The organism is Pseudofrankia asymbiotica (assembly GCF_001983105.1).
GTDB lineage: Bacteria > Actinomycetota > Actinomycetes > Frankiales > Frankiaceae > Pseudofrankia > Pseudofrankia asymbiotica.
In genome coordinates, this window is sequence record NZ_MOMC01000057.1 from 1 (window position 1) to 25,883 (window position 25,883).

The 25,883-nt window shown below is 70.9% G+C and carries 17 protein-coding genes and 1 riboswitch; of the genes, 8 read left to right on the forward strand and 9 right to left on the reverse strand.

Going from position 1 to position 25,883, the window contains the following annotated elements; translation table 11 throughout:
* Nucleotides 1-254: 254 nt before the first annotated feature.
* From BL253_RS26895 to BL253_RS26910, 4 genes are all read right to left on the reverse strand, one after another.
* Nucleotides 255-2,018, reverse strand: a complete 1,764-nt coding sequence (locus BL253_RS26895) for an NERD domain-containing protein kinase family protein (protein ID WP_076820102.1) — start codon at nt 2,016-2,018, stop codon at nt 255-257.
* 583 nt (nt 2,019-2,601) lie between these two features.
* A complete protein-coding gene (locus BL253_RS26900) occupies nt 2,602-3,288 on the reverse strand; it encodes an endonuclease domain-containing protein (protein ID WP_241835185.1) in 687 nt (228 codons plus the stop codon).
* Between the two features lie 626 nt (nt 3,289-3,914).
* Nucleotides 3,915-4,565 carry a nucleoside/nucleotide kinase family protein gene (locus BL253_RS26905; protein WP_076820103.1) on the reverse strand — a complete coding sequence of 217 codons (651 nt, stop codon included), beginning with the start codon at nt 4,563-4,565 and terminating at the stop codon, nt 3,915-3,917.
* Nucleotides 4,566-4,924: 359 nt separating this feature from the next.
* Nucleotides 4,925-6,982, reverse strand: a complete 2,058-nt coding sequence (locus BL253_RS26910) for an InlB B-repeat-containing protein (protein ID WP_131831580.1) — start codon at nt 6,980-6,982, stop codon at nt 4,925-4,927.
* 430 nt (nt 6,983-7,412) lie between these two features.
* Between BL253_RS26910 and BL253_RS26915 the strand changes: the two genes are divergently transcribed.
* Together BL253_RS26915 and BL253_RS26925 are read left to right on the forward strand one after the other, a co-directional pair.
* Complete coding sequence (locus BL253_RS26915) at nt 7,413-7,742, forward strand: transposase (RefSeq protein WP_274535252.1); 330 nt, start codon at nt 7,413-7,415, stop codon at nt 7,740-7,742.
* A 712-nt stretch (nt 7,743-8,454) separates the two neighbouring features.
* Nucleotides 8,455-8,970, forward strand: coding sequence for a hypothetical protein (locus BL253_RS26925; RefSeq protein WP_076820106.1), 516 nt, complete (start codon nt 8,455-8,457; stop codon nt 8,968-8,970).
* Nucleotides 8,971-9,180: 210 nt separating this feature from the next.
* Here BL253_RS26925 and BL253_RS26930 read toward each other — a convergent pair whose 3' ends face one another.
* Nucleotides 9,181-10,011 carry a YdcF family protein gene (locus BL253_RS26930; protein WP_158230425.1) on the reverse strand — a complete coding sequence of 277 codons (831 nt, stop codon included), beginning with the start codon at nt 10,009-10,011 and terminating at the stop codon, nt 9,181-9,183.
* Nucleotides 10,012-10,315: 304 nt separating this feature from the next.
* Between BL253_RS26930 and BL253_RS26935 the strand changes: the two genes are divergently transcribed.
* The 6 genes from BL253_RS26935 to BL253_RS41895 all read left to right on the forward strand — a co-directional run bounded on the left by BL253_RS26935 (nt 10,316) and on the right by BL253_RS41895 (nt 18,461).
* Nucleotides 10,316-12,889, forward strand: coding sequence for a DEAD/DEAH box helicase (locus BL253_RS26935; RefSeq protein ID WP_096336094.1), 2,574 nt, complete (start codon nt 10,316-10,318; stop codon nt 12,887-12,889).
* A 257-nt stretch (nt 12,890-13,146) separates the two neighbouring features.
* On the forward strand, nt 13,147-14,679 hold the full coding sequence (locus BL253_RS26940; RefSeq protein WP_076820108.1) for a sensor histidine kinase: 1,533 nt from the start codon (nt 13,147-13,149) through the stop codon (nt 14,677-14,679).
* Nucleotides 14,676-15,452, forward strand: coding sequence for a response regulator transcription factor (locus tag BL253_RS26945; RefSeq protein WP_076820109.1), 777 nt, complete (start codon nt 14,676-14,678; stop codon nt 15,450-15,452). The genes BL253_RS26940 and BL253_RS26945 overlap by 4 nt, the downstream gene beginning before the upstream one ends.
* 100 nt (nt 15,453-15,552) lie before the next feature.
* Nucleotides 15,553-16,602, forward strand: coding sequence for an ATP-binding cassette domain-containing protein (locus tag BL253_RS41890; protein ID WP_158230426.1), 1,050 nt, complete (start codon nt 15,553-15,555; stop codon nt 16,600-16,602).
* Nucleotides 16,599-17,489, forward strand: a complete 891-nt coding sequence (locus tag BL253_RS26955; protein WP_076820111.1) for a hypothetical protein — start codon at nt 16,599-16,601, stop codon at nt 17,487-17,489. The genes BL253_RS41890 and BL253_RS26955 overlap by 4 nt, the downstream gene beginning before the upstream one ends.
* A gap of 264 nt (nt 17,490-17,753) precedes the next feature.
* A complete protein-coding gene (locus BL253_RS41895) occupies nt 17,754-18,461 on the forward strand; it encodes a hypothetical protein (protein ID WP_131831582.1) in 708 nt (235 codons plus the stop codon).
* A gap of 277 nt (nt 18,462-18,738) precedes the next feature.
* On the opposite strand, the gene BL253_RS26965 is transcribed toward BL253_RS41895, so the two are convergent.
* From BL253_RS26965 to BL253_RS26980, 4 genes are all read right to left on the reverse strand, one after another.
* The gene (locus BL253_RS26965) at nt 18,739-19,500 is read right to left on the reverse strand and encodes a peptidoglycan-binding protein (protein ID WP_076820113.1); all 762 of its coding nucleotides are present in this window, start codon (nt 19,498-19,500) and stop codon (nt 18,739-18,741) included.
* Between the two features lie 6 nt (nt 19,501-19,506).
* Nucleotides 19,507-19,687: riboswitch (cyclic di-AMP (ydaO/yuaA leader) on the reverse strand.
* Nucleotides 19,688-20,183: 496 nt separating this feature from the next.
* On the reverse strand, nt 20,184-20,975 hold the full coding sequence (locus BL253_RS26970) for a response regulator (protein ID WP_076820114.1): 792 nt from the start codon (nt 20,973-20,975) through the stop codon (nt 20,184-20,186).
* Nucleotides 20,972-23,875 (reverse strand): sensor histidine kinase, encoded by a 2,904-nt coding sequence (locus BL253_RS26975; protein ID WP_081438733.1) that lies wholly within the window; start codon nt 23,873-23,875, stop codon nt 20,972-20,974. Before BL253_RS26975 ends, BL253_RS26970 begins: the two co-directional genes overlap by 4 nt.
* A 4-nt stretch (nt 23,876-23,879) precedes the next feature.
* Complete coding sequence (locus tag BL253_RS26980; protein ID WP_076820151.1) at nt 23,880-25,832, reverse strand: APC family permease; 1,953 nt, start codon at nt 25,830-25,832, stop codon at nt 23,880-23,882.
* Between the last annotated feature and the right edge of the window lie 51 nt (nt 25,833-25,883).

Below are 25,883 nucleotides of genomic sequence, written 5' to 3' on the forward strand. Positions count from 1 at the left end.
CCACGGAGAACCACGCGGTGGCCGCCTCACACCACCCGCCACACCGCCTCCCTGGCGAGAGACCACTCGGCGATCACTGTTCCTGTAGTACTAGGTGCGCTCGGGCCACCGCCGACGAGATGCTCGGGCTCACGCTCGGCCTCGGCTCTTGATCACCTCGTTGCAGGGAGATGATCTGACCTCGTATCTACCAGATATACCGCAGCACTGTCGATCCGTCAGCCGACGCTGCGGCTTGGAGTTCGCGATCGCGATCAGTGCTGGCGTCGTGGCTTGTCTCGGAGGTAGGTGCGTAGGCGGTCGACGGGGTCGCTGGCGGTGCCGAGGTGGGCGGGGGTGCGGCGGAGTCTTGTGAGGAGGGCGGGCGCCTTGGTGGTCTTGAGGGTTTGGTACGTGGCGAGGGCTCGGTCGATGGCCTGACGGGTGGTGGTGGCGGCGCTGTCGCCGAGTCGGCGTACGGCCTCGGCCTTCTCGGCCTTCTCGGCTTTCTCCGCGCTGTCGAGTTGTGGACCGTGCATGTCTGTCGGTGCGTCCGCGACCAGTCTTGGCTCGGGCATGGTCGTGAGCCGCGACTGGGGTTCGAGCAGAGACGCCGGCTCGGGGGCGACCTCGGACACCTGGGCCACCGGCTGCGTTCTCGACGCGAGGTGGGCGGTGAGGAGATCGGCGATCCTCGTGGCCTCGGCGCGGTCGTTGGGGTTTCCGGCGAGAGCGGCGTTCAGGGCGTCGCGGACCTCGGCTGGCAGCGAGTCGGACGCACGTGGGGCCGCTGGCGGGTCGGACTGGCATAACTCCCACCAGGAGAGCAGGCACAGCGCTAGTGAATAGACGTCCGATGGGTTGCCGGCCGCGTGCGCGGTCTGGCGGCATTCGGGGGCGCGGAAGGCCTGGCCCTCGTGATCGGCGTCGTCGGCGTCGTGCACCGTGCCGACGTCAGAATCGGCGATCTTCGCGATGAGGAAGTCGGAGAACGTCACCCGGTTCGTTTCCGGATCCATCCACACCCGGCTCGGGTGCAACGCGCGGTGGGTGATGCCCTCGGCGTGGATGTCGGCGAGCCCGGCGTAGGAATCGGCGGCCACAGCCACGAAGGTCTCGATCGCCGGCTTCACGCCGGCCCGGATCAGGTTCCCCAGCGTGAGCAGGGTCGGCTCGGGTGGGTGCACCGGTATGACCCACATCCGCTCGTAGTCGACGCCGAAGTACGGGTCGACGGCGAAGACCCTGCGCAGCGGTGCCAACCGCCGCATCGCGTTGTACTCGCGTAGCAGCGGGTTGTCRTTCTTCCGGAGCTCGTCCTCGGTGAGACCCTGGCGCTCAAGGGCGAGCAGCACCCTTATCGAGCCGTCGTAATGCCGGCCGACGTAGCGGCGCCCGCGCGGGGTCGGGTCCAGCCCGGTCACGATCTCGTAGGGTCCGAGCTTCTTCGGGGTCGCCGGGCGTCTGGACAGCCCGGTGACCAGGTCCTCGACACGCTTKCGGAACGGCGCGAAGTTGAAGTGGCGAGCGACGAAGTCGTCGATCTCGTAGAGGGCCTGCTCGCAGCCGGCGAGGTGGACGACATGGCGCTCGACGCGCGGGTCGTCGACGTGGAGCCGGACATCGGGCGAGGAGAGCACGACTAGGGCGTAGACCAGGTGAAGCGGGGCCTCGCCCAGCGGAACCGTCTGCTTGAGCGCGCTGCGCAAGGCCCGATTGTGCTGCGTCAGGCTGCCGGCCAGGATGCGGGCGGCRCCCACAGCCTGGTTGATCGGGTTACCGCGCTCCTCGCGGGTCACGCGGTCGTACCAAAAGACATCGTTGCCGATGAGGTCGCCGTGCCAGGACTTTTCCTCTATCACGGTGACGCTGTGCGGCCCGATGGCGATGAAGTCGGTGTCACGCGTTCCCGAGCTGTGTACCAACTGCCGGCCGCAGACGACCGTCCACTGCTCATCCAGGTGGTCGCGCAGGTAACAGGCGGTGGCCTCCTCACCCGGCCCGCCCCACAGGCCGTGGCGGATGATCGTCGCCCCCATGCGCCACCCCTCGCTGTCATCCTCGCCGCCCGGCGCGAACCCGCGGAAGACGTCCGCGTTGGTGCGGCCGCGGCCTTCCGGAGGGGTATGGCCACAGGAACGAACGATCCCGTTCGTGGAGTTGTGGTGTCCACCGCCTGGCCAAGTTCCGACAGACTGTCGCATACCCCGATACGGGCACGGCACCACAGGTGCGCCCAAGTAATCGGATTCAACTCGGACAGTGACCACCCACCACCGCCGACCGTCCGCCCAGCCACGTCAGCCCATCCGGGAGGGGCGGGCGCCCCAGCCTGGCGGCAGTTCCTCAGGTGAGCCAGCGGGTCCCGAGTGGTGCCGCGGGTCCGGCGATCCCGCACCCCCGGGTGGACCGGCCGGTTTCGGTGGACCGGCAGGCCTCCAGACGCCGGCCAGCGGCCAGCGGCCAGCCAGAAGAGACTCGACCGCGGGACCTGGTATCTGGTCGACGGCGAGAGGGCGACGGACGCGCTCAGCTCCCTCCACCCTGGCCTGATCGTCAGTTCTGTAGAGGAATCCGAGCTGGGAGCGGTGCGTCGTTCGGATCTCGGTACAGATCTGACGATCATGCTCGGCCGAGGGTGTTGGCGACTGCCTTGACGATGTAGGCGGGGCGGGTGAGCACGTCCTTCCACGTGACGCGGACCGTACGCCAGCGCAGCGCTTGCAGCTGGTTCTGCCGTTCGCGGTCGTAGTACAGGGGTTTGGGGTCGAGAATCGGAGCGCCGTGAAAGGCGGCGCCGTCGGCCTCCAGACAGACCTGCCGCGATACCCAGGCCATATCGACGCGCGCGACGAGTGTCCCGAACCCGTCCCGGATCGGATACTGCAGCTCCTCCGGAGGTAACCCGGCATCGCTGAGAACGAGCCGCACCCGCGACTCCAGCGCCGACTCGGCACGCCCGTCGACCTCGCGAAGCCAGCGATAGCGGCTGGCCGCGCCGCGTCGGCCGAAGAATTCAGTCCGTATGCCGTCCAGAGCGAGCAGCCGGCGGGTATGCAGCGCGGCGTCCAGCAGCGCGACCGCTTCCGGCCGTTCCCAGGCAAGAACCAGGTCGGCGAGAGTCCGGGAGAGGTTCGTTGTCGGTAGACCGCGAACGGGCCGAACCTCGTCGTCAGGAACCGTTCCGGCGTGCAGGACCAGCCCAGCCGACCGAGAGCGGGAACTGGTGGGCGAGACCAGCAGATGAACAGGCTCGGCTGGCGTGTACCGAGGGAGCGCGCCGAGTCCGTACAGCCGTGCGGCGCTCAAGCCACACACGATGGCGTCAGGACGACGATGCAGCGCGGCGCAGGCGCCCGAGCAGCGGATCCGCGCCAGATACACCAGATATGCCGGGTACGTCGGATATGAGGTAGGTGCCGGTGAAGGGCCGCGTCCAGGCGTTGGTTCGTATCAGCTGCTCGATCTGTCCGCGAGTCAGCCCGGCGTCGTGAGCTTGAGCTGCGCTGATCATCCCTTGCTGGCGACGGGCGACGTACAGAGCCGCCGCCAGCCCCGGGTATTCGGCTCGCATCCGCCGACTGACCGTCGCCACGAGCGGCAGGATCCGTCTAGCCACCTCGTCACGCCAGGCCGGGGCGCCAACTGTGGACAAGGCAAGACCTGTGGATATCCAGCGGCTCTGCCGTGCTCCACATCAGGGGTCACGCGCAGACCGGCCGGAACCGCAGGTTCGCACCCACCGGATCGGAGGCCCGGCTGAGGCCGGCGCCCGCATCTCGTGCGACCCGGATCGGAGGCCCAGCTGAGGCCGGCGTCCGGATCTCGCGCGACGCTGCCGATCAACGGGCGATGCGTGGGTGTGATCGTCGGTTGTGTACTGGGATCCGAGTTGGGCGGGGTGCGCGGTTCGGATTTCCGTACAGATCTGGCGATCACCGGAGGGCTGAGAGGTGATCTCGGAGGGCGGCGGCGACCGGGTCCATGGCGGGGGAGGCGTCGATCTCGATGAAGGTGGGGAACTCGGGGAGGGAGCGGTAGGCGGCGTCGAAGGCGGCCAGGTAGGCAGGGTCCTCGAGGTCGCGACCGCGGGTCCTGACGCGACGGGCGGCCTCGTCCGCCTGGATCGCCATATAGAAGGTGGCGTCCGCACGTGGGAAGGCGGAGTAGAGCGCGCGCACCAGCCGTTCCGCGCGGCCGCCGGCCTCATGGCCTTCGCCGGCCTCATGGCCTTCGCCGGACGTGCTGTCGCCGCGGGCGCGCATGATGGCGAACTGGCAGGAGGAGTAGCGGTCCATGACGGCGACGCGGCGAGTCAGGGTCGAGATCGTGATTGCTCGGGCGATCGCGACCCAGCGGATGGACGCCTCAAYCGCCAGGTATCCATGCCGGCCGAGTAGGTGCCGCCCGTCCCGGCGCCCGAGACGGCGGGCCAGAGGATCGATCAACGGCCGTCCGCCGCCGTTCTCGAAGTACCGTGCGGGCGTTCCCGACGCTGTGAGCTCCCCAGCGAGCCGTTTCGCCGCGGTCGACTTCCCCGACCCGTCAACTCCCACCAACACGATCATCATCGGTCGCAGGCGCATACCCGACGTTATCCGTGGGTCGGCACCGCATGGACGGCGTCGACCCGCGCCACCTGCGTCACCTGCCCGAATTCCAGGTCCCGACCCAACGTCGTTCAGGGCTCATCGGGAACTTTCGTGATCAGCCGTGCCCGGCATGCGCCGATCGCGCGGCGGGTGCCGGGCACGGCTGATCACGAGATCACCGATCCGGGCGATGGGGCCCGCTCGCCTAACATTAGGACGAGTTCGCGTATGCCGGCGTCGGTCTTGGGCTGGGTGAGCTGTACATCCCAGCCGACGACGACGAGCTGCCACTGGATGAGGATCTTTTGCCGTCGAGGTCGACATCGGGCCAGTGCAGCCCGCAGGCTTCGCGCTCACTCCAGGATGATGGCCGCGTCGACGACCGTCGGTCCGAGGGACGACGGATCCCGAACAATCTTGATCGTATGCTCGCCGGGAGAGAGGTCAACAACGGCCACGATCCCGCGCTGCAACCGGACCAAGGCAGATGGCCTCGTCGTGGCCGCCAGKGCGCCGTCGACGTAGATCCGGGCGCGGCCTTCCTGCCAYCCGAGCGGTCCCACGAGCGCGAATCTGTGGCCGACGGCGGTCACTGTGGCGACTGCCGTCGCGCTTTTCGTGGACCGGACCGTGCCGCCCCAGGACCCCGGGACCCGTTGTTGCTTCCAGTCGCCCGTGAACGTGAACGCCGTCTCGTCAATGCCGCGGACTGTGAAGGTGTCGCCCTCGGCCCAGGCACTGGTGTTCCCGCTGGTGTCCGTGGCGCGGACCCGGAGCCGGTAGCGGGCGCCGGGCACCACCGGGATCCACGCCATCCCGTGGGCCTTGGTCCGCACCGACACGGGCGCGTAGCCGCCGCCGTTCACCGAAACCTGGAGCTCCTCGACGATGGCCGTGCCATCGGGGTCGTGTGCCTTCCAGGTGATCCGCAGCGGAATCGTCGGCGGATCGCCGGCCGACAGCCGGTCGCCGGGTCTCATCGAGACGACCGGTGCGCTGACGATCGGAGTGGTGGTGTCCGCCTGCTCGAAGACGACGCCGACCGTCGTCGATGCGTCGAGACGCAGGGAACAGGTCTGCGCAGCGCCCACGCACGCACCGGACCAGCCGACGAAGCGCCATCCCGGCAGATCGGCGGTCGCCGTGAGGGACAGTAGCGTGCCGGCTTGGTAGGTCGTGGTGCAGGCGGACCGGCACGCGGTTCCATACGGGTCGACGTTGATGGTCCCGTTGCCCGTCACGGTGAGGGCCAGAGACACCGGCTGCCCCTGCCGGAGCTCATACACGGTGTCCCCGATGGCGATCGTCCAGGTGCCGTCGACGAAGAGCGCGAAGTCCTGGTAATTGCGGAACTGCCCGTCCCGCCAGGTCCAAAGATCCGGCGTGGACGCTATCAGGACGCTGGGACTGCCCGGTACAGCCAGGTACAGGTCGTGGTTGCGGTAGTACATCACCTCTCCGGTCGGAGAGATGTTCGCGATCCCGAATTCAAACCCCTGGAGGGACGAGTCGGTGGTCACCTGGTCGGTGGTGCCGTCAGGCGCGCGCCGCCAGAGCTGGAACTTGYCCGCGGCATCCTTTTTCTGGAAGACTGCCCAGCCACCGGCCGTTTCGTARTCACGGCCGCTCTCTGGGGTAACGCCGGGYAGACCGCCGAGAGCCGAGAGCTGCGTCTCCTGCGCTCCGTGGTTCAGCACAATGGACCAGGGCCCTCCAGCCGTACAGCAAGGCGGACCCTTCCGGTAGACGACGTCGACCCCGTCAGCGACCGGATAGGTGTTCCACAGCGTACTGTCCTGCGAGACGCGCTCCAGTTGCCCGTCGTGATAGCGCTGGATCTGATAGTCGTAGTCCCAGAACACGACGTCGCCGRCCGAGGTGACATCGTTATCGGTGTTTCCGGCCTGTTCCGAGACAGTCACAGTCTGTCCGGTGGCGACATCGTAGCGCCGCAGCACGGTGGCGTTGCTCCAGGCGACGTACTGTCCTGCGACGTAGAATCTGGCGTTGAGCTGACCGAGGTCGATGACGTCCGTGCCGCCGGTCCAGATATAGAGGTGGGCCGAGGTCACGTCCCCGGCCGACGCGTAGAACGCGACGCCGTTGAGAGTCAGCAGCCCGTATTGTGGAGTCGTGCCCGGGACGCCCGGCACCTGCACGACCTGGCCGCTGGCCCGTTCCCTGATCCGGAGGGTAGGCGGCGCGGTCGTCGAGTCCAGGTACAGCACCCGTGTCGCCGATACATCGAGGACCTTACCGGACACCTGCTCGGTGGCCACCAGGTGGGGATTCAGATAAGACGGCGCGGCCAGGGGCACCGGTGCCGGTGCCGCGACGCCCGTCCCCGACAGGACGGCGAGCAGAGCCACCATCGAAATCACCAGGGACGCTACGGGGAGCGTGCGGCGCACCGCGACCTCCAGTTCTCTGGGCCAGCCGGACCAGCCAGAGAATGCAGCCAGGACCGCGCGGAATCCGCCTCGACGCGATCTGCTGCGATTCCGGTGGCTACGCAGACGAAGAAGACCGGCCCGGCACGATCGCCACCGACCGGGCAGGAGCCCGACAGCACGCAGACCAGCGGCCCCGCCGGGAAGGATCCATGGCTGCCGCAGCAGGCCGCCGGGCCCGTGGGAGGAACATCCGTATCCGGTACGACGAGCCACGCCGGGGCACGGGTGGTCGTGGGCGTGGGTCGGGGGCGGCGGTATGCCCTATCTGTCAGCATGGGATGAGTCAGATAGGGGGGCGGGCAACCCCGCATCGACAAGGAGAGGTGGTCGGCGGTAAAAGCACGGCGGCGGACGCAGGGGCCTGGGCTGGACCGACTGCCGTGACCTGCTGGTCGCCGCGCACCACCAGCTTCCCGGTGGACGGCTCGTCCTGGTCTGGGACCGGCTCAACATCCACCGCCATAACGCGATGACCGCCTTCCTGCAGGCCCACGCTGACTGGGTCGAGGTCGTCTGGCTGCCGACCTACGCCCCCGAGCTCAACCYCACCGAGGGGGTGTGGTCCCTGGTCAAACGCGGCGCGCTGGCCAACCTCGCCATCACCGGCGTCGATCACCTTGCCCAGGTCATCCACGACAGCCTGGCCAGCATCCAGCGCCGTCCCCACATCCTCGATGGCTGCCTGGCCGCTACTGGCCTGACCCTCAATTCACCCTGACCAGCAGTGACACCACCGATTAAAGATCATTAGTTCCGGCTGCCGGCTGCCGGCTGCCGGCTACTGGCCCAAGCCGGACGCCGTGAGACGGCGGAAAGTGCCGCTTCAGCGAACGTTCGTCCCGTCGCCTGTACCAGCACGCTGAAGATCAGTCAGACGCCACGCGTCACCGCTCACCACGTCTGACTGATCTTCAGCACTCGTGCCACGGCGGCCAACGTGCCTGCCACGGCGTTAGCTCTCGCAGCCCATGCCGTCGCCGTCGGTGTCCAACCTGAAGGGGTCCGGCGCCAGGACTCGGACCGGTCCGGGCGCGTAGTTCGGGCCGTCGCCCGAGCCGCCCTCGCAGTCGCCGATGYCGTCCTGGAGGCACTGCCCCGGATACGACGGATCGCAGCCAGGTGTCGGCGCGGATGTGGTCGTCGGCATGGGAGACGGTTCCGCGGGACCCGGCTGCTCCGGCGCTGACTCGGGTGCGGGAACCGTCGTCGTCTCCGGGGCAGGAAATGTGTTGGTCGTTGCTGGAGCTGGCGTGGTTGTCGGTGTCGATGGAGTCACCGGTACCAGCTGCAGGACCGGCGTGGGGCTAGGCGTCGGTTCCGCCGCGGGAGGTGCCTGCGACGGTGGCGCTGGCGACAGAAGGCCTGGCGAAAGAGGGCCCGACGACGGAGGGGCCGACGACGGAGGGGCCGGTGACGGAGGTGAGGCCGGCGTGATGGTCGCCGGCTGGGAGGGTGCGGCGGGTTGCGGTGTGGTTGTCGCCGGCGGCGGCGCGGTCAACGCGAGCGCCGCCGGATCCTGTGCCGGTTGGTCCTGCGTCACGCTCGAACCCGCAGTGGGATCCGAACCCGCGGTAGGGGCCGCGCTCAACGGCCCGGCCGCGATGGCCGCGATCTTGTCCGCTGGTGCACCTGTGTCGGTCGGGTTGGCGTCGTCGGCCAGGGGCGATCGCGCCAGTTCGGCCGGCGGCGTCGCGGGCGTGACGGGGGCGGCCCGCGCGACCGGCGGTGGTGGGGTCGCCGTCGGTGCGGCCATCACCTTGGCCAGCGGCTCGGCTTGCTCCGAGATCCCGGTGTTTGGGGGCGACGGCTGGGCTGAGCCGGTCTTGGCGACGATGAAATCCTGCTCCGGGTCGCCGTGGCAGCCGGAGAGCGTAATCAGCAGAAATGCGGCCGGAACGGCGGTGACCATTTTGCCGATGTTCCGCTTTGAGTATTTTGACCGGTGACACCGGTGGACAGTTCCGCCAGGCGCGGCGCCGCTGCCCACCGCCGTCTCTCGAATGGGAGGAGACTTGTGTGGCGTAGCCGCCAGAACAGTCCGCATTGCGCTCCTCGATCGCCGTAAGCCGATCAGGCTAGCGCTCGAACCGACATCTAGGCGTCAGGCGCGCCCCGAACAGGAAACAGCGATGCGGACGGTGTCCTACCCGATGCCGCTATTCCTCCATTTTGGTTCGACGCCGGATGCCCTCCCGGTGCCAGGCTCGGAGGGGTGGCATGACGTGGCGGAGGACGGGGCGGGTTRCTTCGTAGGCGACTGTCGAGAGTTTTAGGAGGAGCTTTTCCCGAGGGCGGTAGTCGTCGGYGGGGATGAGACGGGATGCCAGGTCAGGGCGGAGTTGGCGGAAGTAGTGGCGTGCTCGGGCCGCGTGTAGCGGGTCGGAGACGATCTTGATCGTGGATGCGGATTCCAGATGGGTCATGGCGAACGCGAGGTTTTGCCGCGTGGTTTGCGCCCGAGTCTCCACGACGATCCGTTCCGCCGGGACGCCGAGCACCTCGCGCGCATAGCGCGCCATCACCTCAGACTCCGCCTCGGACGCGCCACGCGTCGCCGCGCCGCTGAAGACGAGCAGGCTGCCGCCGTCACCGGCACCGCTGGCACTGCCGTCACCGGCACCGCTGGCACTGCCGTCACTGACACCACTGGCACCGCTGTCGCCGTCGCTCCCGGCGTCGCTGACTCGCTCGCGCAGGCCGTCCCCATCGCTGGCGGTCGGCTGGCTCATCGAGCGGACCGCGATCTCGGTTCGCCATCGCTGCACCGGGTGCGGACGCCCGTCGCGGGCCGTCGGGTAGCCCAGAACGAGCAGAGCCTCGCGGTTGGCGCCGCTTGCCGGACTGGACGCCGGGCTGCCGACGTCGCCTTCCCGCCGTGCCTGCGCGCCGAAGCGATGGCGGGAGGCGACCCAGTGCGGGATCTCGGCGGTACCGACCACCAGACCGGCGAACGCGACGAGTCCTCCTGCCACCGCGAAAAGCGTCACCCACATGTCGACCGCGGTCGCGGAGGTCTCGAACAGGCACGCACAGCTAGATTCTGAGCCCGACCGGCCGACCGCGGCCGGCCGGCCGACGGGGCGCCCGGCCGACTGGCCGCCCGGCCGGAGGACGGGCCTGCCATCCGAAGGTCGGACCAGCAGAGCGGGCGCGCAGGCGGAGGGCCGGGCTGACAGAGGGCCGGGCTGACGAGGGGCCGGGCCCGGCAGAGGGCCGGGCTGACAGAGGGGTTGGGCCGACAGAGGGTCGGTCCAGCACAGGGCCGGAATGTCAGGCACGATCGGAAGCACCATGACGCTTGCGACGACCGATCTCGTTGATGCCCTGCCGCCGGGCGGCCTGACCGCCGCGCGCACCGACCCGCTCCCCGAGGACGCGATCTACGCGACCTTCGAGGAATGGGCGGGTGAACAGGGCCTGAGCCTCTATCCGCATCAGCAGGAGGCGCTGATCGAGATCGTCTCCGGCGCGCACGTCATCCTCTCCACACCGACCGGCTCGGGGAAGAGCATGGTGGCGGCGGGGGCGCACTTCGCGGCGCTCGCGACCGGGCGGCGCTCCTTCTACACCGCGCCCATCAAGGCGCTGGTCTCCGAGAAGTTCTTCGCGTTGATCGAGATCTTCGGCGCCGAGAACGTCGGCATGATCACCGGTGACGCGGGCGTCAACGAGAAGGCGCCGATCATCTGCTGCACGGCGGAGATCCTGGCGAACCTGGCGCTGCGCGAGGGTTCGGCCGCGGACGTCGGCCAGGTCGTGATGGACGAGTTCCACTTCTACGCCGACCCGGACCGCGGCTGGGCCTGGCAGGTTCCGCTGATCGAGCTGCCGCAGGCGCAGTTCATCCTCATGTCGGCGACGCTGGGCGACGTCAGGCGGTTCGAGGAGGATCTGACCCGGCGCACCGAGCGCCCGACGGCCGTCGTCCGTTCCGTGGACCGGCCCGTCCCGCTGTACTTCACGTACGTCGTGACGCCGCTGCAGGAGACGATCGAGGAGCTCCTCTCCACCCATCAGGCTCCCGTCTATATTGTCCACTTCACCCAGGCGTCGGCGCTGGAACGCGCCCAGGCGCTGACCAGCATCAACGTCGCGACGAAGGCCGAGAAGGAACAGATCGCGACGGCGATCGGGGGCTTCCGGTTCACGTCCGGATTCGGCAAGACGCTGTCCCGCCTCGTGCGCCACGGGATCGGCGTGCACCACGCCGGGATGCTGCCGAAGTACCGCCGGCTGGTGGAGATCCTCGCCCAGGCCGGCCTGTTGAAGGTCATCTGTGGGACGGACACCCTCGGCGTCGGCATCAACGTCCCGATCCGCTCGGTCATGTTCACCTCGCTCTCGAAGTACGACGGGACGAGGAACCGGATCCTGACCGCCCGCGAGTTCCACCAGATCGCCGGCCGCGCCGGCCGGGCCGGCTACGACACCGCCGGTTACGTCGTCGTGCAGGCGCCCGAGCACGTCATCGAGAACGAGAAGGCACTGGCGAAGGCCGGCGACGACCCGAAGAAGCGCCGCAAGGTCGTCCGCCGCAAGCCTCCGGAGGGCCAGGCCGGCTGGGGCCAGCCGACCTACGAGCGACTCGTCGCCGCCGAGCCGGAGCCGCTGACCTCGCATTTCCGGGTCACCCACTCGATGCTGCTGAACGTCATCTCCCGGCCCGGTGACGCGTTCACCGCGATGCGCCACCTGCTCACCGACAACGACGAGGACTCCGCCACCCAGCGAAAGCACATCCGCCGGGCGATCGCGATCTACCGGGCGCTGCTCGCCGCCGGCGTCGTCGAGAAGCTCGACGAGCCGGACGCGGAGGGCCGCACGATCCGGCTCACCGTCGACCTGCAGTTCGATTTCGCGCTCAACCAGCCGCTCTCGCCGTTCGCGCTCGGCGCCCTCGAGCTGCTCGACAAGGAGGCGCCCGACTATCCGCTCGACGCGCTGTCCGTCATCGAGTCGACCCTCGACAACCCGCGCCAGGTGCTCTCCGCGCAGCAGTTCAAGGCGCGGGGCGAGGCCGTCGCGGCGATGAAGGCCGAGGGCATGGAATACGACGACCGGATGGAGGCTCTGCAGGAGGTCACCTATCCGAAGCCGCTCGACGAGATGCTCACGGCCGCGTTGGAGATCTACCGCCGCGGCCACCCCTGGGTCGACGACTACGAGCTCTCGCCGAAGACGGTCGTGCGCGACATGTACGAGCGGGCGATGACGTTCGCCGAGTACATCCAGTTCTACGGCCTGGCCCGCTCCGAGGGCCTGCTGCTGCGCTATCTCGCCGACGCCTACAAGGCGGTGCGCCACACGGTTCCGGACGCGGCGCGCACCGAGGAGCTCACCGACCTCATCGAATGGCTCGGCGAGCTGGTCCGCCAGGTCGACTCCAGCCTGCTCGACGAGTGGGAACGGCTGCGCAACCCGACCGAGGGCGACCTCGCCGCCGCCGCGGCGATCGAGCACGGCGACCGTCTCAACGACAAGCCTCCGGCCGTCACGAAGAACGTCCGCGCCTTCCGTGTCCTCGTCCGCAACGCGCTGTTCCGCCGGGTGGAGCTGGCGGCGCTGCGCCGTTACCACGACCTCGGCGAGCTGGACGCCGAGTCCGGCTGGAACGCCGAGGCCTGGGAGGACGCGCTCGAGCCGTATTTCGAGGAGCACCGCGAGATCGGCACCGGCGCCGACGCCCGCGGCCCGAAGATGCTCATCGTCGACACGGCCACCGAACGCGGGAAGTGGCTGCTGCGCCAGATCTTCGACGATCCGGCCGGCGACCACGACTGGGGCATCAGCGCCGAGGTCGACCTCGCCGCCTCCGACGAGCTGGGCGCCGCCGCCCTGACCATCACCGCCGTCGACCAGCTCTGAGCGCCCGGTCCGCGGACGCCCCGACAGCCCCGTCGGCGGACGCCCGAGCGGTCCGTACTCGGCTGGCCCGCGCGCTGTCCGCGGCCGATCCGCGGCCGATCCGCGGCCGATCCGCGGCCGATCCGCGGCCGATCCGCGGTCCGGTCGTGGTTCGGTCCGCGGTGCGACCTCGGGCCGCCCGTGCTGGCCGGGCATCGACTTTGGTAGCGCTCTTCGGGCGGTTTCGGACGACGTGTCGACCCCGTACGCTGCCGCACATGGGCGCGGTCGGCACCGGCGGGCGCGTCGGTGTGCGCCGTATGGAGTACCGCTGGCTGTTGCCGGCCCTGCTCACCCAGGAGATCCCGGCCGACGGCGACGGCGGCCGGTCGGCACCCCAGTCGGCACCCCGGTCGGCACGGGACTGGGCCGTGGACGTGGTCCTTTTCGTGGCCGCGGTCTGGGGCGGACTCGCGGTCTGGGTGCCGCTCGTCGAGCAGGCGCCCGACGTGTCGCCGGCTCTGCGCGTCGCCGACCTGGCGGCGGGGCTGGTGACCTGCGCGGCGCTGTGGTGGCGACGACGCTGGCCGGTGACGCTCACCCTCGTGCTCACCCCTCTGGGGGTGTTCTCCGCGTCGGGCTCCTTCGGCCTGCTGATCCTGATGTTCAGCGTCGCCGTGCACCGGCGCCCGCCCGTTGCCGCCGCGGTGGCAGGAGTCTTCTGGTTGCCTGGCTTCCTCTACCCACTGGTCTGGCCGGATCCGGAGCTGTCGTACGCGGGCTCGGTGGTGCTCACCCTGGGACTCACGGTCGGGGTGACGGGCTGGGGGATGTTCATCCACGCCCGCCGGCAGCTTGTGATCTCCTGGCGGGAGCGGGCGGCGCTGGCCGATGCCGAGCGCCATCGGCAGGTGGCCGACGCCCGCCGGCTGGAGCGGCTCCGCATCGCGCGGGAGATGCACGACGTCCTCGGCCACCGGTTGTCGTTGCTGACCATGCACGCGGGCGCGCTCGAGTTCCGGCCGAACGCGCCACCCGAGCAGCTCGCCCACGCCGCCGGCGCGGTCCGTACCAGTGCCCGGCAGGCCCTCGCCGAGCTGCGCGAGGTGATCGGCCTCCTCCGGCAGGACGACGCCGTGCCTGAGTCCGTGCCTGAGTCCGTGCCTCAGCTCGTACCTGAGCCTGGGCCACCGCCTGAGTCCGTGCCCCCGCACGCGGACGACCAGGTCGTCCATGCCGACCAGGTCGACCAGGTCTTCAAGGCCGACCAGGCCGTCCAGGTCGAGCGGGTCGACGGCGAGGGCACCGGGCCGGTCGACGAGTACGCGTCGGTTCCGCGGACGCCTGGTCTCGCGGACCTGGCGTCCCTCGTCGGCGAGTCCCGTCGCGCGGGTACCGCCGTCCGGGCCTACTACCGCGTGGTCGAGCCGCACACCATATGGCCGGTGGCAGCCCGCGGCGCGTACCGGATCGTCCAGGAGGCGCTGACCAACGTCCGCAAGCACGCGCCGGGGTGGCCGGTCACGCTGATGGTCGACGGCTCGGTCGCCGAGGGGCTGCGCATCGAGGTCCGCAACCAGACCGGCCCGTCCGGAGACCCCGAGATGGCCGGGCGGTCCGAACCAACCGGCGGAACGGGGCTGGTCGGGCTGGCTGAGCGGGCGGCGCTGGCCGGCGGAGCGCTTCGGTACGAAGTGACCGCGGATGGTGAGTTCCGTTTGTGCGCCTGGCTGTCATGGACGCCGGTCGAGAACACCGGAATCACCACCGGAACCCGTTCGGCGCGCGAACCTGGTGGGAGCGGCGGATGACCGACCCGCGGCAGGCCGCTCCGCCGGGCGCGACCGGCGGACCGACCGCACCCGTGCGGGTACTGGTCGTCGACGACGACCCGCTGGTACGGACGGCGCTGGCCATGGTGTTCGGCGGCGGGGACGGAGTGGTGCTCGTCGGCGAGGCGGGCGACGGCGACGAGGTGCCGGCCGCGGTCGAGGCGCACGGCCCGGACGTGGTGCTCATGGACATCCGGATGCCGAGGGTCGACGGCCTGGCCGCGACGGAGGCGCTGCGCGCCCGGGCGAACCCGCCCGAGGTCCTCGTCCTGACCACGTTCGACACGGACGAGCATGTGCTGCGGGCGCTGCGGGCCGGGGCGAGCGGATTCCTGCTCAAGGACACCCCGCCGGCCGAGATCATCCGTGCCATCCGGCGGGTCGCGGCCGGAGACCCGATCCTGTCGCCCGCGGTGCTCCGACGCCTCATGGCACACGCCGCCTCGTCCTCGGCGGCCATCGACTCCGCCAACGCGTCGCTGCCGGTCTTCACCCCGTCCGACCAGGCCGCGCCGGCCGCGTCGGCGGAGGTCAGGCGGGCTCACGCCCTGCTCGACCAGCTCAGCGAGCGGGAACGCGAGGTGGCGCTCGCGGTCGGACGCGGGCTGTCCAACGCCCAGATCGCCGCCGAGCTTTATATGAGCGTCGCGACCGTCAAGTCCTATGTCTCGAAGCTGTTCGTACGTCTCGGCCTCGACAATCGCGTGCAGATCGCTTTGCTCGTCCATGACGCCCATTTCGACGCCGGGTAGCGGTGCCCAGGAGGCCGGCCTTCAGGCAATCGACCGAGGTCGTCGAGCCATAGCCCAACGGCCGCAGGCGGTGGCCGGGTGGCTGGCACAGCCTGGCGGCATGAGTTATCGAGTTGACGTTCAGCGGCTCACGGTGCGCTGTCGGGTTGGCGGCTCGGCGCCGCCGGCGCTGGCGGACGTCTCGTTCGCCGTGGAGCCGGGCCGCGTGTGCGGCCTCTTCGGCCGGGAAGGGGCCGGGAAGTCGACGCTGCTCGGCTGCCTGGCCGCCTACCGGCGCCCGTCCGCCGGAACGGTGCGCGTCGACGGTGACGATCCCTTCGAGAACGCGCGGCTGATGAGTGGGATCTGCCTGGTCGACGGGCGGGGCGGGATCGGGGTCGACGAGTCGACGACGGTCCGCGAGGTGCTGGAGATCGTCGCCCTGCTGCGTCCCCGCTGGGACCAGGCCTTCGCGGACACGCTGCTCGACCGGTTCGAGGTGGCCGCCGGTGCGAAGGTCGGCCAGCTGGCCAGGGGCCGGCGAGCGGCGCTCGCGGTGACGATCGCGCTGGCCACCAGGGCGCCGCTGACGATGCTCGACGAGGCGCACCTGGACCTGGAACCCGCGCATCAGGCGACCTTTCAGCGGGAGCTGCGCGCGGAGCAGGCCGCCCATCCACGGACGATCATCCTTGCCGGTGCCACCGTGGGCGAGGGCGGCGACGAGGACGCCGACGGCCTGGACGACACCGCCGGCGGCCTGCTCGACGACGTCGTTCTCCTCGGCCGCGGGCGAGTGCTGGCCACGGCGCGGGCCGCCGAGCTACGCGGGCTCGGCCGGGAGCTGACCGGTGAGGCGGATGCCGTCGCCGCCCTCGTCCACTCCCTCTCTGGCGACCACGTCCTGTCAGGCGGCGCCGCGGTCGACGGCGGCGCGGTCGGCGATGCCCTGGTCGGCGCGGCCGTGAGCGGTCAGGCCGTGGCCGTGGTGGCCGACCGGCGGCTGGGCCGGCTCCGGTCGGTCGTGCTCGCCGGCCCGGTGCCACCCGACGCCCTGGGCGCGGCGGACCGCGCCGGGATCAGCGTGAGCCCCGTGGGGCTGCGCAGGCTCGTCACCTGTCTTACCGATGACCGACTCCGGTCCGGCGAGCACCGGGAGCGCACACCATGACGGAACCCGTCGAGACCGAACGCACCGAGACCGAACGCACCGAGACCGAACGCACCGACCGCCCCCTGGCCGTCCCGGCGCCCGCGGCGCCCGCGGCGATCGCGGCGCCCGCGGCGATCGCGGCGACGTCGGCTTCGGCCGCGGGCCGAGAGGGGCCGCCGTCGCTGGTGAACGTCGCCGCCATCACCACGGCCGGCACCATGATCTGGATCGGCCTGCTCTGGCTGGTCGTCGCGGCCGGTTTCGGCATCGTGCTAGGCGTCGTCGCCGCGGCCGGCTCGTCCGACCACAGCCTTTGGCAGCACGGGTTCTCGGGCTGGCAGCGGTTCATACCGTTCGCCGCCGGTCTGTCGATGACGTCGACCTTCGCGCCGATGCTGGTCGGCAACGGCGTCACCCGCGCTCGGGTCGCCACGGCGGCTACCGTGACCCTTGTCGTCGTCGCGGTGGCCGGTGGCCTGTTCGTCGCGCTTGGCTATGGCGTGGAGCGGCTCGCCTTCGACGCGCTGGGCTGGCGTCATGAGCTGTCCGACGGTCGGCGGCTCTCAGACGGCGGGTATGTCCGGGTGGGCGTCGCCTACGCGGCGCTGTTCGCCTGCTACTTCGCCTCTGGATGGCTGATCGGCGTCGCGCGCGGAGTCCTCGGGCGGGATGGGTTCGCGCCGCTGGTCGTTCCAGCCCTGATTCCGGCGGTCGCCGCGGAACTCCTGCTCCGCCCCGAGGTCACCGGCCTGCCGTTCGCCGGCCGCCTTGGCCTGGATCGCCTGCCCCAGCCGTCCCTCACGCTCGGCCTGCTCGCGGCACTCACCGCCACCGCCCTCGCCACGTGGGCGGCCCATGCCGGCAGCCGGCACATCACCCTGCCCATCGCCGGTGGCCCGCGTTAGCGCGCCCCGCCAACGTTCGCCCGCCAGCACAGGGCTGGTAGATCACGACCACCGTGTCGTCGCGGTCGTGAACCGAGTCAGATCGCGACCGCGACAACACGTTCGCGGCGATCATGAATAGGCGACGACGCGGGCGGACCGCTGTCGCCGTGGCGCCGAGCGAGGCTTCTGGTGCCGGCCGATGGTCCCAATGCTCGGCCATACCGGGGACAATTTCGTGATCCGGTCGAACCGCCTGGCGGCGGCCGGGGCAGACTGGGCCGCATGGGTGCAGGGGAGCCCTCCGGGGAGTACTCGGGCCAATATCAGCCGACGGGCTGGTACCAGGGCTACCCGCAGGCGGGCCAGAACCAGCCGTATCAGCAGCCGTATCAGCCTCCGTACGGGCAGCAGAACCAGCAGCCCTACCCGTCGCAGTACCAGCCGGCGCCCGGATACCAGTGGGCTCCCCCGGAGGGGCAGGTCCCGCCAGCTGGCCAGAATCCCTGGTACCAGGCGGCCGGTCGCCAGCCGTCGTCGTCCCCCAGACGGCCGTGGCTGCTGCCCGTGCTGGTCGTCGGTGGGCTCGTCGTCGTCGCGGGCGTCGTCCTCGGYGTGCTGCGGCTGGTCAGCCATGACGGCGGCTCGGGCGGCGCCACGGTGCCGAGCGCCTTCCGCGGAACCTGGTACGGCACGCACGGCGGCGCCGAGATGTCCCTGGAGCTCAAGGACGGCAAGGTCGGTGCCGTCGTCGGTGCGACGACGTACCTGGGCGCCTGCACCGAGACGGTGACGCTGCTCGAGGTCGGCGACGGCTCGTCGATCCGTGTGCACGAGGCGGCGGAGCCGGGTGACACGGTCTGCACCGACGAGGACATCACCCTGACGCTCCAGGGGTCGGGGCGGCTGACCCTGCACTATGAGTCGTTCGCGGGAAGTGACCCGGACGGGACGGTGGCCATGACGCGGAACGGCGGCGGCCGGGCGACCTGATCGTGGGCCGGGGCGGCCGGGAGCCGAAAGGCGGAACCGCCCTGACCTCGACAGGAGGGAAAGACCAGGGCGGTTCCGGGGCTCCCGCGCCCGGTGGGGGGAAGAGGCGCGGGAGGGTTTGAGCGCCGGAGAACCTCTGTGTCAGCAGGTCTCAGTGTGAGCGGGCCTCGGCCTCGGAAGGCCTGAGCGCCGGCGGGCAGGCCGCGTTGCTCACCCGCCGGCGGGAGTCCGGCCGTCCGACGATGGCCGGAGGCGGTGCTGGCCGAATGGGCCCTGACTAGCCGAACAGGGCCTTGTGGGTCTGCGGGCCGACGATCCCGTCGACCAGCAGGCCATGGGAGGCCTGGTAGGCGCGCACGACACCGTTGGTCTGCGGGCCGAAGTAGCCGTCGACACCGATCGTGTAGCCGAGGCTCGCGAGCTTCTGCTGCAACTGGTGGGTCGCGTCCAGGTAGGTGGCGTGGTTCGCCGCCTGCGACAGGTACCAGGCGTTCGCCGGGATCGCCGGGGCCGCCGGTGCCGCCGGGGCCTTGGCCAGGGCGACCGGGGCGGCGTAGACCGTGGCGCTGCCGACCGCGTTCGCGGCGGCGTTGCCGCGCGCCAGGTAGCTGCGGTAGGCACCGGTGGTGTACGTGGTCCAGGCGCTCGGGCCGGAGCCCTTGCAGACCTGGGCGGCGGCCCAGGCGTTGGTCGCCGGGTCGTAGAGGTCACGGCTGCCGACCCAGCCGGCGTGCGCGCGCATGTTGATCTGCCACAGGCCGCGGGAGTCCTCGCCGACGGTGGCGTGCGCGTAGGTGTTGCCGCTGGACTCGGCGAGCGCGATCGCGACCCAGGTGGCGAGGCCGACGCGGCAGTTGTCGAGGCCCGCGGAATGCGCGTAGGCGGCGATCTGGGAATCCGGGATGGTGGAGGCGGCGCTGGCCGAAGTGGCGCCGGCGAGGATGGCGGCGCCGGCGGTGGCGCTCATGACACCGGCGGCGACAACGGCGGAGCCGCGGCGGCGGACAACATTATTCCTGCGGTGACGACCCTTGAGCATTATTGCGATATCTTTCCCGCACGCCTGTGAGGTTAGCTGTCGGGTTCGGGCCGGGAAGCCCGGCCGGCTATTTTCGGGCGCGTCGAATAAACGCCTTTGAATGGCCGACTTAACCCCAAGGGCGGCGCCGCGTGGCGCCGCCCGGAGGAACGTGGTTCCCCCATTTCTGCCCTGGCGATCTCTCGGAGGGGGCACTGGGCCGGGGGCAGAACTCGGCGTCCGGACCGGTGCTTGCAGCGATGCTTGCAGGGAGCGGAGCAACCGTAACTAGCTACCTGGTGTAGTCACAAGCCGGCGAACTGGGCAGATGTCCGGCAGGTCCATCACGCAGCGTGCAAAGCCTTGTGGCAGCGTGTTCATCAAAAACTAGTTGTGACCAGCGTCACGGTAATTATCGCGAAATTCGGGGAACAAGAGCCGGTTGCCGCGCGAATCATTGTCGCTTAGCGGCCTAATACGGTCACTTGTCCCGATCGCGGCCTGCCGCGAGCGGCGCGGATCTGATGCTCCGCGTAATGTCCGGCCGGGCTTCCCTCTGGTCGAGCAATCGACTGTCGCGGCGTGTTCCGGTCGTTGGGTMGCCGTGGTTGAGGTCACAGCGGGTGACCCGGCCTCGCCGGCCGTCGAGGAGCGCGTTCGTCCGGGCTGTTTCCTGAATACGCTGCCTTTGGCGCCCGCAGGGCCTAAGGCTGGAAGCGGTAGCCCATGCCGGGTTCGGTGAGCAGGTGGCGGGGGCGGGCCGGGTCGTCCTCGAGCTTCTGGCGCAGCCGGTTGAGGTAGGTGCGCAGGTAGTGGGTCTCGGTCTCGTACCGCGCGCCCCAGACCTCGGTCAGCAGCTGGCGCTGGGTGACGAGCTTGCCCGGATGGCTGACCAGCACCCTCAGCAGACCCCATTCGGTCTTTGTCAGGTGGACCTCGTCGACCCGCTCCTCGCCAGCGGCACCGTCGCCCACGTCGCCCACGTCGCCACCGGCACCGCTGCCGGGCGAAACGCGCCCGTCCGCGCCGAGCGGGCCGTCCGTGCCGTCGGCGGCGGGCCAGGCGCGGGTGACGCGGTGAGCCGCGAGGTCGACGGTGACGCGGCCGAAGCGGACGATCGGGCTCGCCCCCTGCTCGCCGCCGCGGCGGGCGACCGCGCGCAGCCGGGCCAGCAGCTCGTCGATGCCGAACGGCTTGGTGATGTAGTCGTCGGCGCCGGCGTCGAGGGCGCCGACCTTGTCGCGGCTCTCGGCGCGGCCGGACAGGATGACGATCGGCACCCGGGTCCAGCCTCGCAGGCCGTGGATGACCTCGACGCCGTCCATGTCCGGCAGGCCGAGGTCCAGGATGACGATGTCCGGGACGGCCGACGCGGCGGCCGAGAGGGCACCCGCGCCGGTGTCGGCGACGACGACCTCGTAGCCGCGCGCCCGCAGGTTGATCCGCATCGCGCGCAGGATCTGCGGTTCGTCGTCGACGATCAGCACCCGCGTCATCGGACGCCCCCGGCGTCTCCGCCGCCCGCCGCCGAGCCGGGCCCTGGCTCGTCGTCCGGCCCTGCTCCGTCGTCCGGCCCTGCTCCGTAGTGTGGCCCTGCTCCGTCGTGTGGCCCTGACCCGTTCTCGATCCGGAGACCGCCGTCGGGGTCGGCGGGGAGGTCGATGACCATCGTCAGGCCGCCGCCAGGGGTGTCCTCCGGGGTGAGTGTGCCGTCCATCGCCTCGATCAGGCCCCGGGAGAGCGCGAGGCCGAGGCCGGTGCCGGTGGTGTTGTCGGTGTCGCCGAGGCGCTGGAACGGCTGGAAGATGGCGTCCCGGTCGGCCTCCGGCACGCCGGGCCCGCGGTCGACGACGCGGATCTGCACCCGCCCGCCGAGCGCGCTMGTGGTGATCAGCGGCGGGGTCCCGGCCGGCGAGAACCGGATCGCGTTCGCGACGACGTTCGCGACCACCCGCTCCAGCAGCACCGGGTCGGCCCGGATCTCCGGCACCTCGGGCACGTCGCCGATCTCGCCGACGTCGCCGATCTCGCCGCGGCCATGATCCGCGGACTCGGCGCCGATGCGGACCCCGGTCGCGTCCGGGCCGATGCCGTCGAGCGCGAGCGCGACGACGTCCTCGGCGTGGACCGCCCGCGGGAACACCGACAGCACCCCGGCCTGCAGCCGGCTCATGTCCAGCAGGTTCTCCACCAGCGCCGTCAGCCGGTCGAGCGACTCGTCCGCCGTCGCGACCAGCTCGGCGCGCTCCTCGTCCGACCAGTCGACGTCCTGGGCGCGCAGCCCCGTGACGGCCGCCTTCGCGGCGGCCAGCGGCGCCCGCAGGTCATGCCCGACGGCGGTGAGCAGCGCGGAGCGGACCCGGTCGGCCTCCGCGAGCGGCCTGGCGCTCGCGGCCTGTTCGGCGAGCCGGTGGCGTTCGGCGGCGGTCGCCGCCTGGGCGGCGAACGCGGCGAGCAGCCGCCGGTCGGCGGCCGGGAGCGGACGGCCGCGCAGCGCCAGGGTGAACCGGTGACCGGCCGGCACCTCGACCTCGCCCTCCGACGGCCGCGTGCACGGCCGGTGCCCCACCGACGCGACGACCCGCCAGCGCTCCCGCCCCGTCCTCGCCTGCGCCGGCTCCGCGGCCGGGCCGGCCGTCGCCGCCGGCCGCGCCGGCCCGCCCCGCGAGTCCTCGTCGGGCGAGTAGGACTCGAGCAGCGCGACGGACGTCATCCCGAAGCTCTCGCGCGCCCGTTCGAGGATCGCGGGCAGCGGGTGCTCGCCGCGCAGCACGGTGCCGGCGAGCGTGGCCAGGGTCTCCGCCTCGGCGCTCGCCCGGGCGGCCTGGCCGGAGCGCCGGCGGGCCAGGTCGACGACCCGGCTGACCGCGACCCCGACCGCGACGAACACCACCAGCGCGAACGTGTTGTTGTGCTCGGCGACCGTCCAGTGGTGCAGCGGCGGAGTGAAGTAGTAGTTCAGCAGCAGCGACGAGACGACCGCCGCGGCCAGCGCCGGCCAGATCCCGCCGACGACCGCCGYCGCCACCACGACGAGCAGGTAGAGCAGCATGTCGGACGTCAGGTTCAGGGCGGAACGGGTCGCCGTCCCCACCGCCGTGAGCGGCACGATCGTGACCGCGGCCAGCGCGAACCCGGCCAGCTGGCGTCGGTACATGACCCGGTGTTCGCCACCGCCACCGCCACCGCGGCCGTGGTGGCGGCCGTGGCCGGACGCGCCGGGTGGCGCGGGCCGTCCGCCGTCCGTGGGCTCCTCGCCGGTGGGCCGCCCGCGGCCGCTGGCGGCGCTCGACCGCTCGTGGGTGACGAGATGGACGTCGATCGAGCCCGAGCGGGCGGTCGTCGTGACGCCGACGCCGCGGCTGAGCACCTGGGCGAGACGGCCACGCCGGCTCGCGCCGAGGACGAGCTGGGTGGCGTTCTCGGCCCTGGCGAAGTCGAGCAGCGCGGTCGCGACGTCGTCGCCGAGGACCTGGTGGTAGCTGCCGCCGAGGCTTTCGACCAGGTCGCGCTGGCGGGCGAGCGCCGCCGGGTCCGCGCCGCTGACCAGGCCGTCCGGGCGGCTGACGTGGACGGCCAGCAGGTCCCCGCCGCCGGGGAAGCGCGCGGCGATGCGGGCCGCGCGCCGGATCAGGGTGTCGCCCTCGGGCCCGCCGGTGAGCGCGACGACGACCCGCTCCCTGGCCTCCCAGGTGGCGGTGATGCCGTGGTCGGCGCGGTACCTGTCGAGCTGTTCCTCGACCTGGCCGGCGACCCAGAGCAGGGCGAGCTCGCGCAGCGCGGTGAGGTTCCCGACCCGGAAGTAGTTCGCCAGCGCGGCGTCGACCTTGTCGGCGGCGTAGACGTTGCCGTGCGCCATCCGGCGGCGCAGCGCMTCGGGGGCCATGTCGACCAGCTCGACCTGGTCGGCGGCCCGGGCGACGGCGTCGGGGACCGTCTCCCGCTGCGGCACCCCGGTGATCGTCGTGACGACGTCGTTCAGCGACTCCAGGTGCTGGATGTTGAGCGTGGTGACGACGTCGATGCCGGCGGCGAGCAGCTCCTCGACGTCCTGCCAGCGCTTGGCGTTGCGGGAGCCGGGAACGTTGGTGTGCGCGTACTCGTCGACGAGCGCGAGCGCCGGCCGGCGGGCGATCACCGCGTCGACGTCCATCTCGGTGAACTCGCTGCCCCGGTGCCGCAGGACCCGCCGGGGGACGGTCTCGAAGCCCTCGGACATGTCGGCGGTGAGCGGGCGGCCGTGGGTCTCGACCAGGCCGATCACGGTGTCGGTGCCGCGCCCGGCCCGCCGGCGCCCCTCGGAGAGCATCGCGTAGGTCTTGCCGACCCCGGGCGCCGCGCCCAGGTAGATGCGTAGCCTTCCCCGCCGCGGCCCGTCGGCGGCGCTTGTCGTCATCGGGTCAGCCCACGTGGACGGCGGGGCGGCGCGAACGGTCCGGCTCAGCCTCGCGCAGCACCTCGCGGGTGATCGGGGCGACCTCGCCGACGCCGAAGACCAGGAAGCGCAGGAAGTTCGTGAATGGATTCCCTTCCGTCCACTCGAAGTAGATGTGTGGGCGCGCGCCGGTGAGGTCGCGCAGGTGGAGCAGCAGCGCGGCGATGGCGTTCGGGACCGACGAGCTGGTCAGCCGCAGCACCCGGTAGCCGTGCCGGTCGACACCCATGATCGACAGCGCGCTCTCGAACTCGGACGCGTCCGTGATCGAGACCTCGACGTACAGCAGCGGGTCGCCGGCGGGCACGTGGGCGTCCCGGCGGACCTGCGCCTCCTTGTCGCGGTACTCGGCCTCGTCCCCGGAGTCGGGCTCGTTCGCGACCAGCCGCAGGTTCCCGGCCGGCTCGCCGTCGTGGCCGGGGCAGGCGGCCTCGTCCACGAACCGGCGGGCGGTGTCGTCCATCCTGATGTCGGTCACCCGCAGCTCGAACGCGCGCACCGAGCGGGAGGCGAACGAGACGAGCAGGATCGTGATGATGAAGATCGACGCGATGATCAGGCCGTCCGGCCGTTCGAAGATGTTCGCGATCGTCGTGTAGATGAAGACCGCCGTGATCAGGCCGAAGGCGACCATCCGTCGGGTGGAGCGGCGGCCGTCCGCGTCGCGCCGCATGCACGACAGCGTGACGGCGAGCGAGGCCGACGTGATGAGCACCAGCACACCGGTCGCGTACGCCCCGCCCTGCTTGTCAACGCTCGCGTCGAACACCCAGGTGATGAGAAAACCGATCCCGACGAAGATCAGCACCAGCGGGCGGACGGCCCGGGTCCAGCTCGGGGCCATGCCGTACCGGGGCAGGTAGCGCGGGACGAGGTTGAGCAGGCCCGCCATCGCGGACGCGCYGGCGAACCAGAGGATCGAGATGGTGCTGACGTCGTAGACGGTGCCGAACGCGCCGCCGAGCAGGTCGTGGGCCAGGTAGGCGAGCGCGCGGCCGTTGGCCGGCCCACCGGGGTCGAAGTTCTTCTCCGGGATCAGCCAGACCGTCACCAGGCTGGTGCTGAGCAGGAACACGCTCATGATCAAGGCGGCGGTGGTGAGCAGCCGGCGGGCGTCCCGGACGCGGCCGCGTGGGCGCGCCTCGGTGTCGTCGGGGTCGCCCTTGATCAACGGCATCACGGCGACGCCGGTCTCGAAGCCGGACAGGCCCAGCGCCAGCTTGGGGAACACGATCAGCGCGAACCCGACGAGCAGGAACGGGTTGGGATGCTCGTTGACGAGCAGCTGGTGCCAGTCGCTGATGACGTGCGGCTCGCCCACGACCTTGGCGAGGGACACGGCCACGACCACGGCGTTCAGCGACAGGTAGATCACGACGAGGATGACCGCCAGGCCCACGGCCTCGGTAAAACCGCGCAGGAACACCGCTCCCAGCAACGCGAGCAGCACCAGCGTGATGATCATCGATTCTCCGTGCAGGACGCTCGGGGTGTACGGGTTCTCGACGATGTGGGCGGTCGCGTCCGCCGCCGACAGGGTCATCGTGATGATGAAGTCGGTGGCGGCGAAGCCGAGCAGTGCCAGCACCAGCAGCTTGCCCGCCCACCACGGCAGGAAGCGCTCCAACATGGCGATCGAGCCCTCGCCGTGCGGGCTCTCGTGTGCCACCCGCCGGTACACCGGCAACGCCCCGAACAGGGTGAGCAGCACGAGCACCAGCGTCGCGATCGGGCTGACCGCTCCGGCGGCGAGCACCGCGATGCCCGGCTGGTAGCCGAGCGTGGAGAAGTAGTCGACGCCGGTCAGGCACATGACCCGCCACCAGCGGTGCCGCCGGTGCTCCTCGGTCGGCTGGGTGTGCGGGCCCGAATGTTGCTTCGACTGGTCCGCCAGCCCCTGCAGCAGCCACTTCCGCAGATCCTGCCGGTAGCGGGCTCCCCGGGTCGGCGGCTCGTCCGGCCGCGCCTG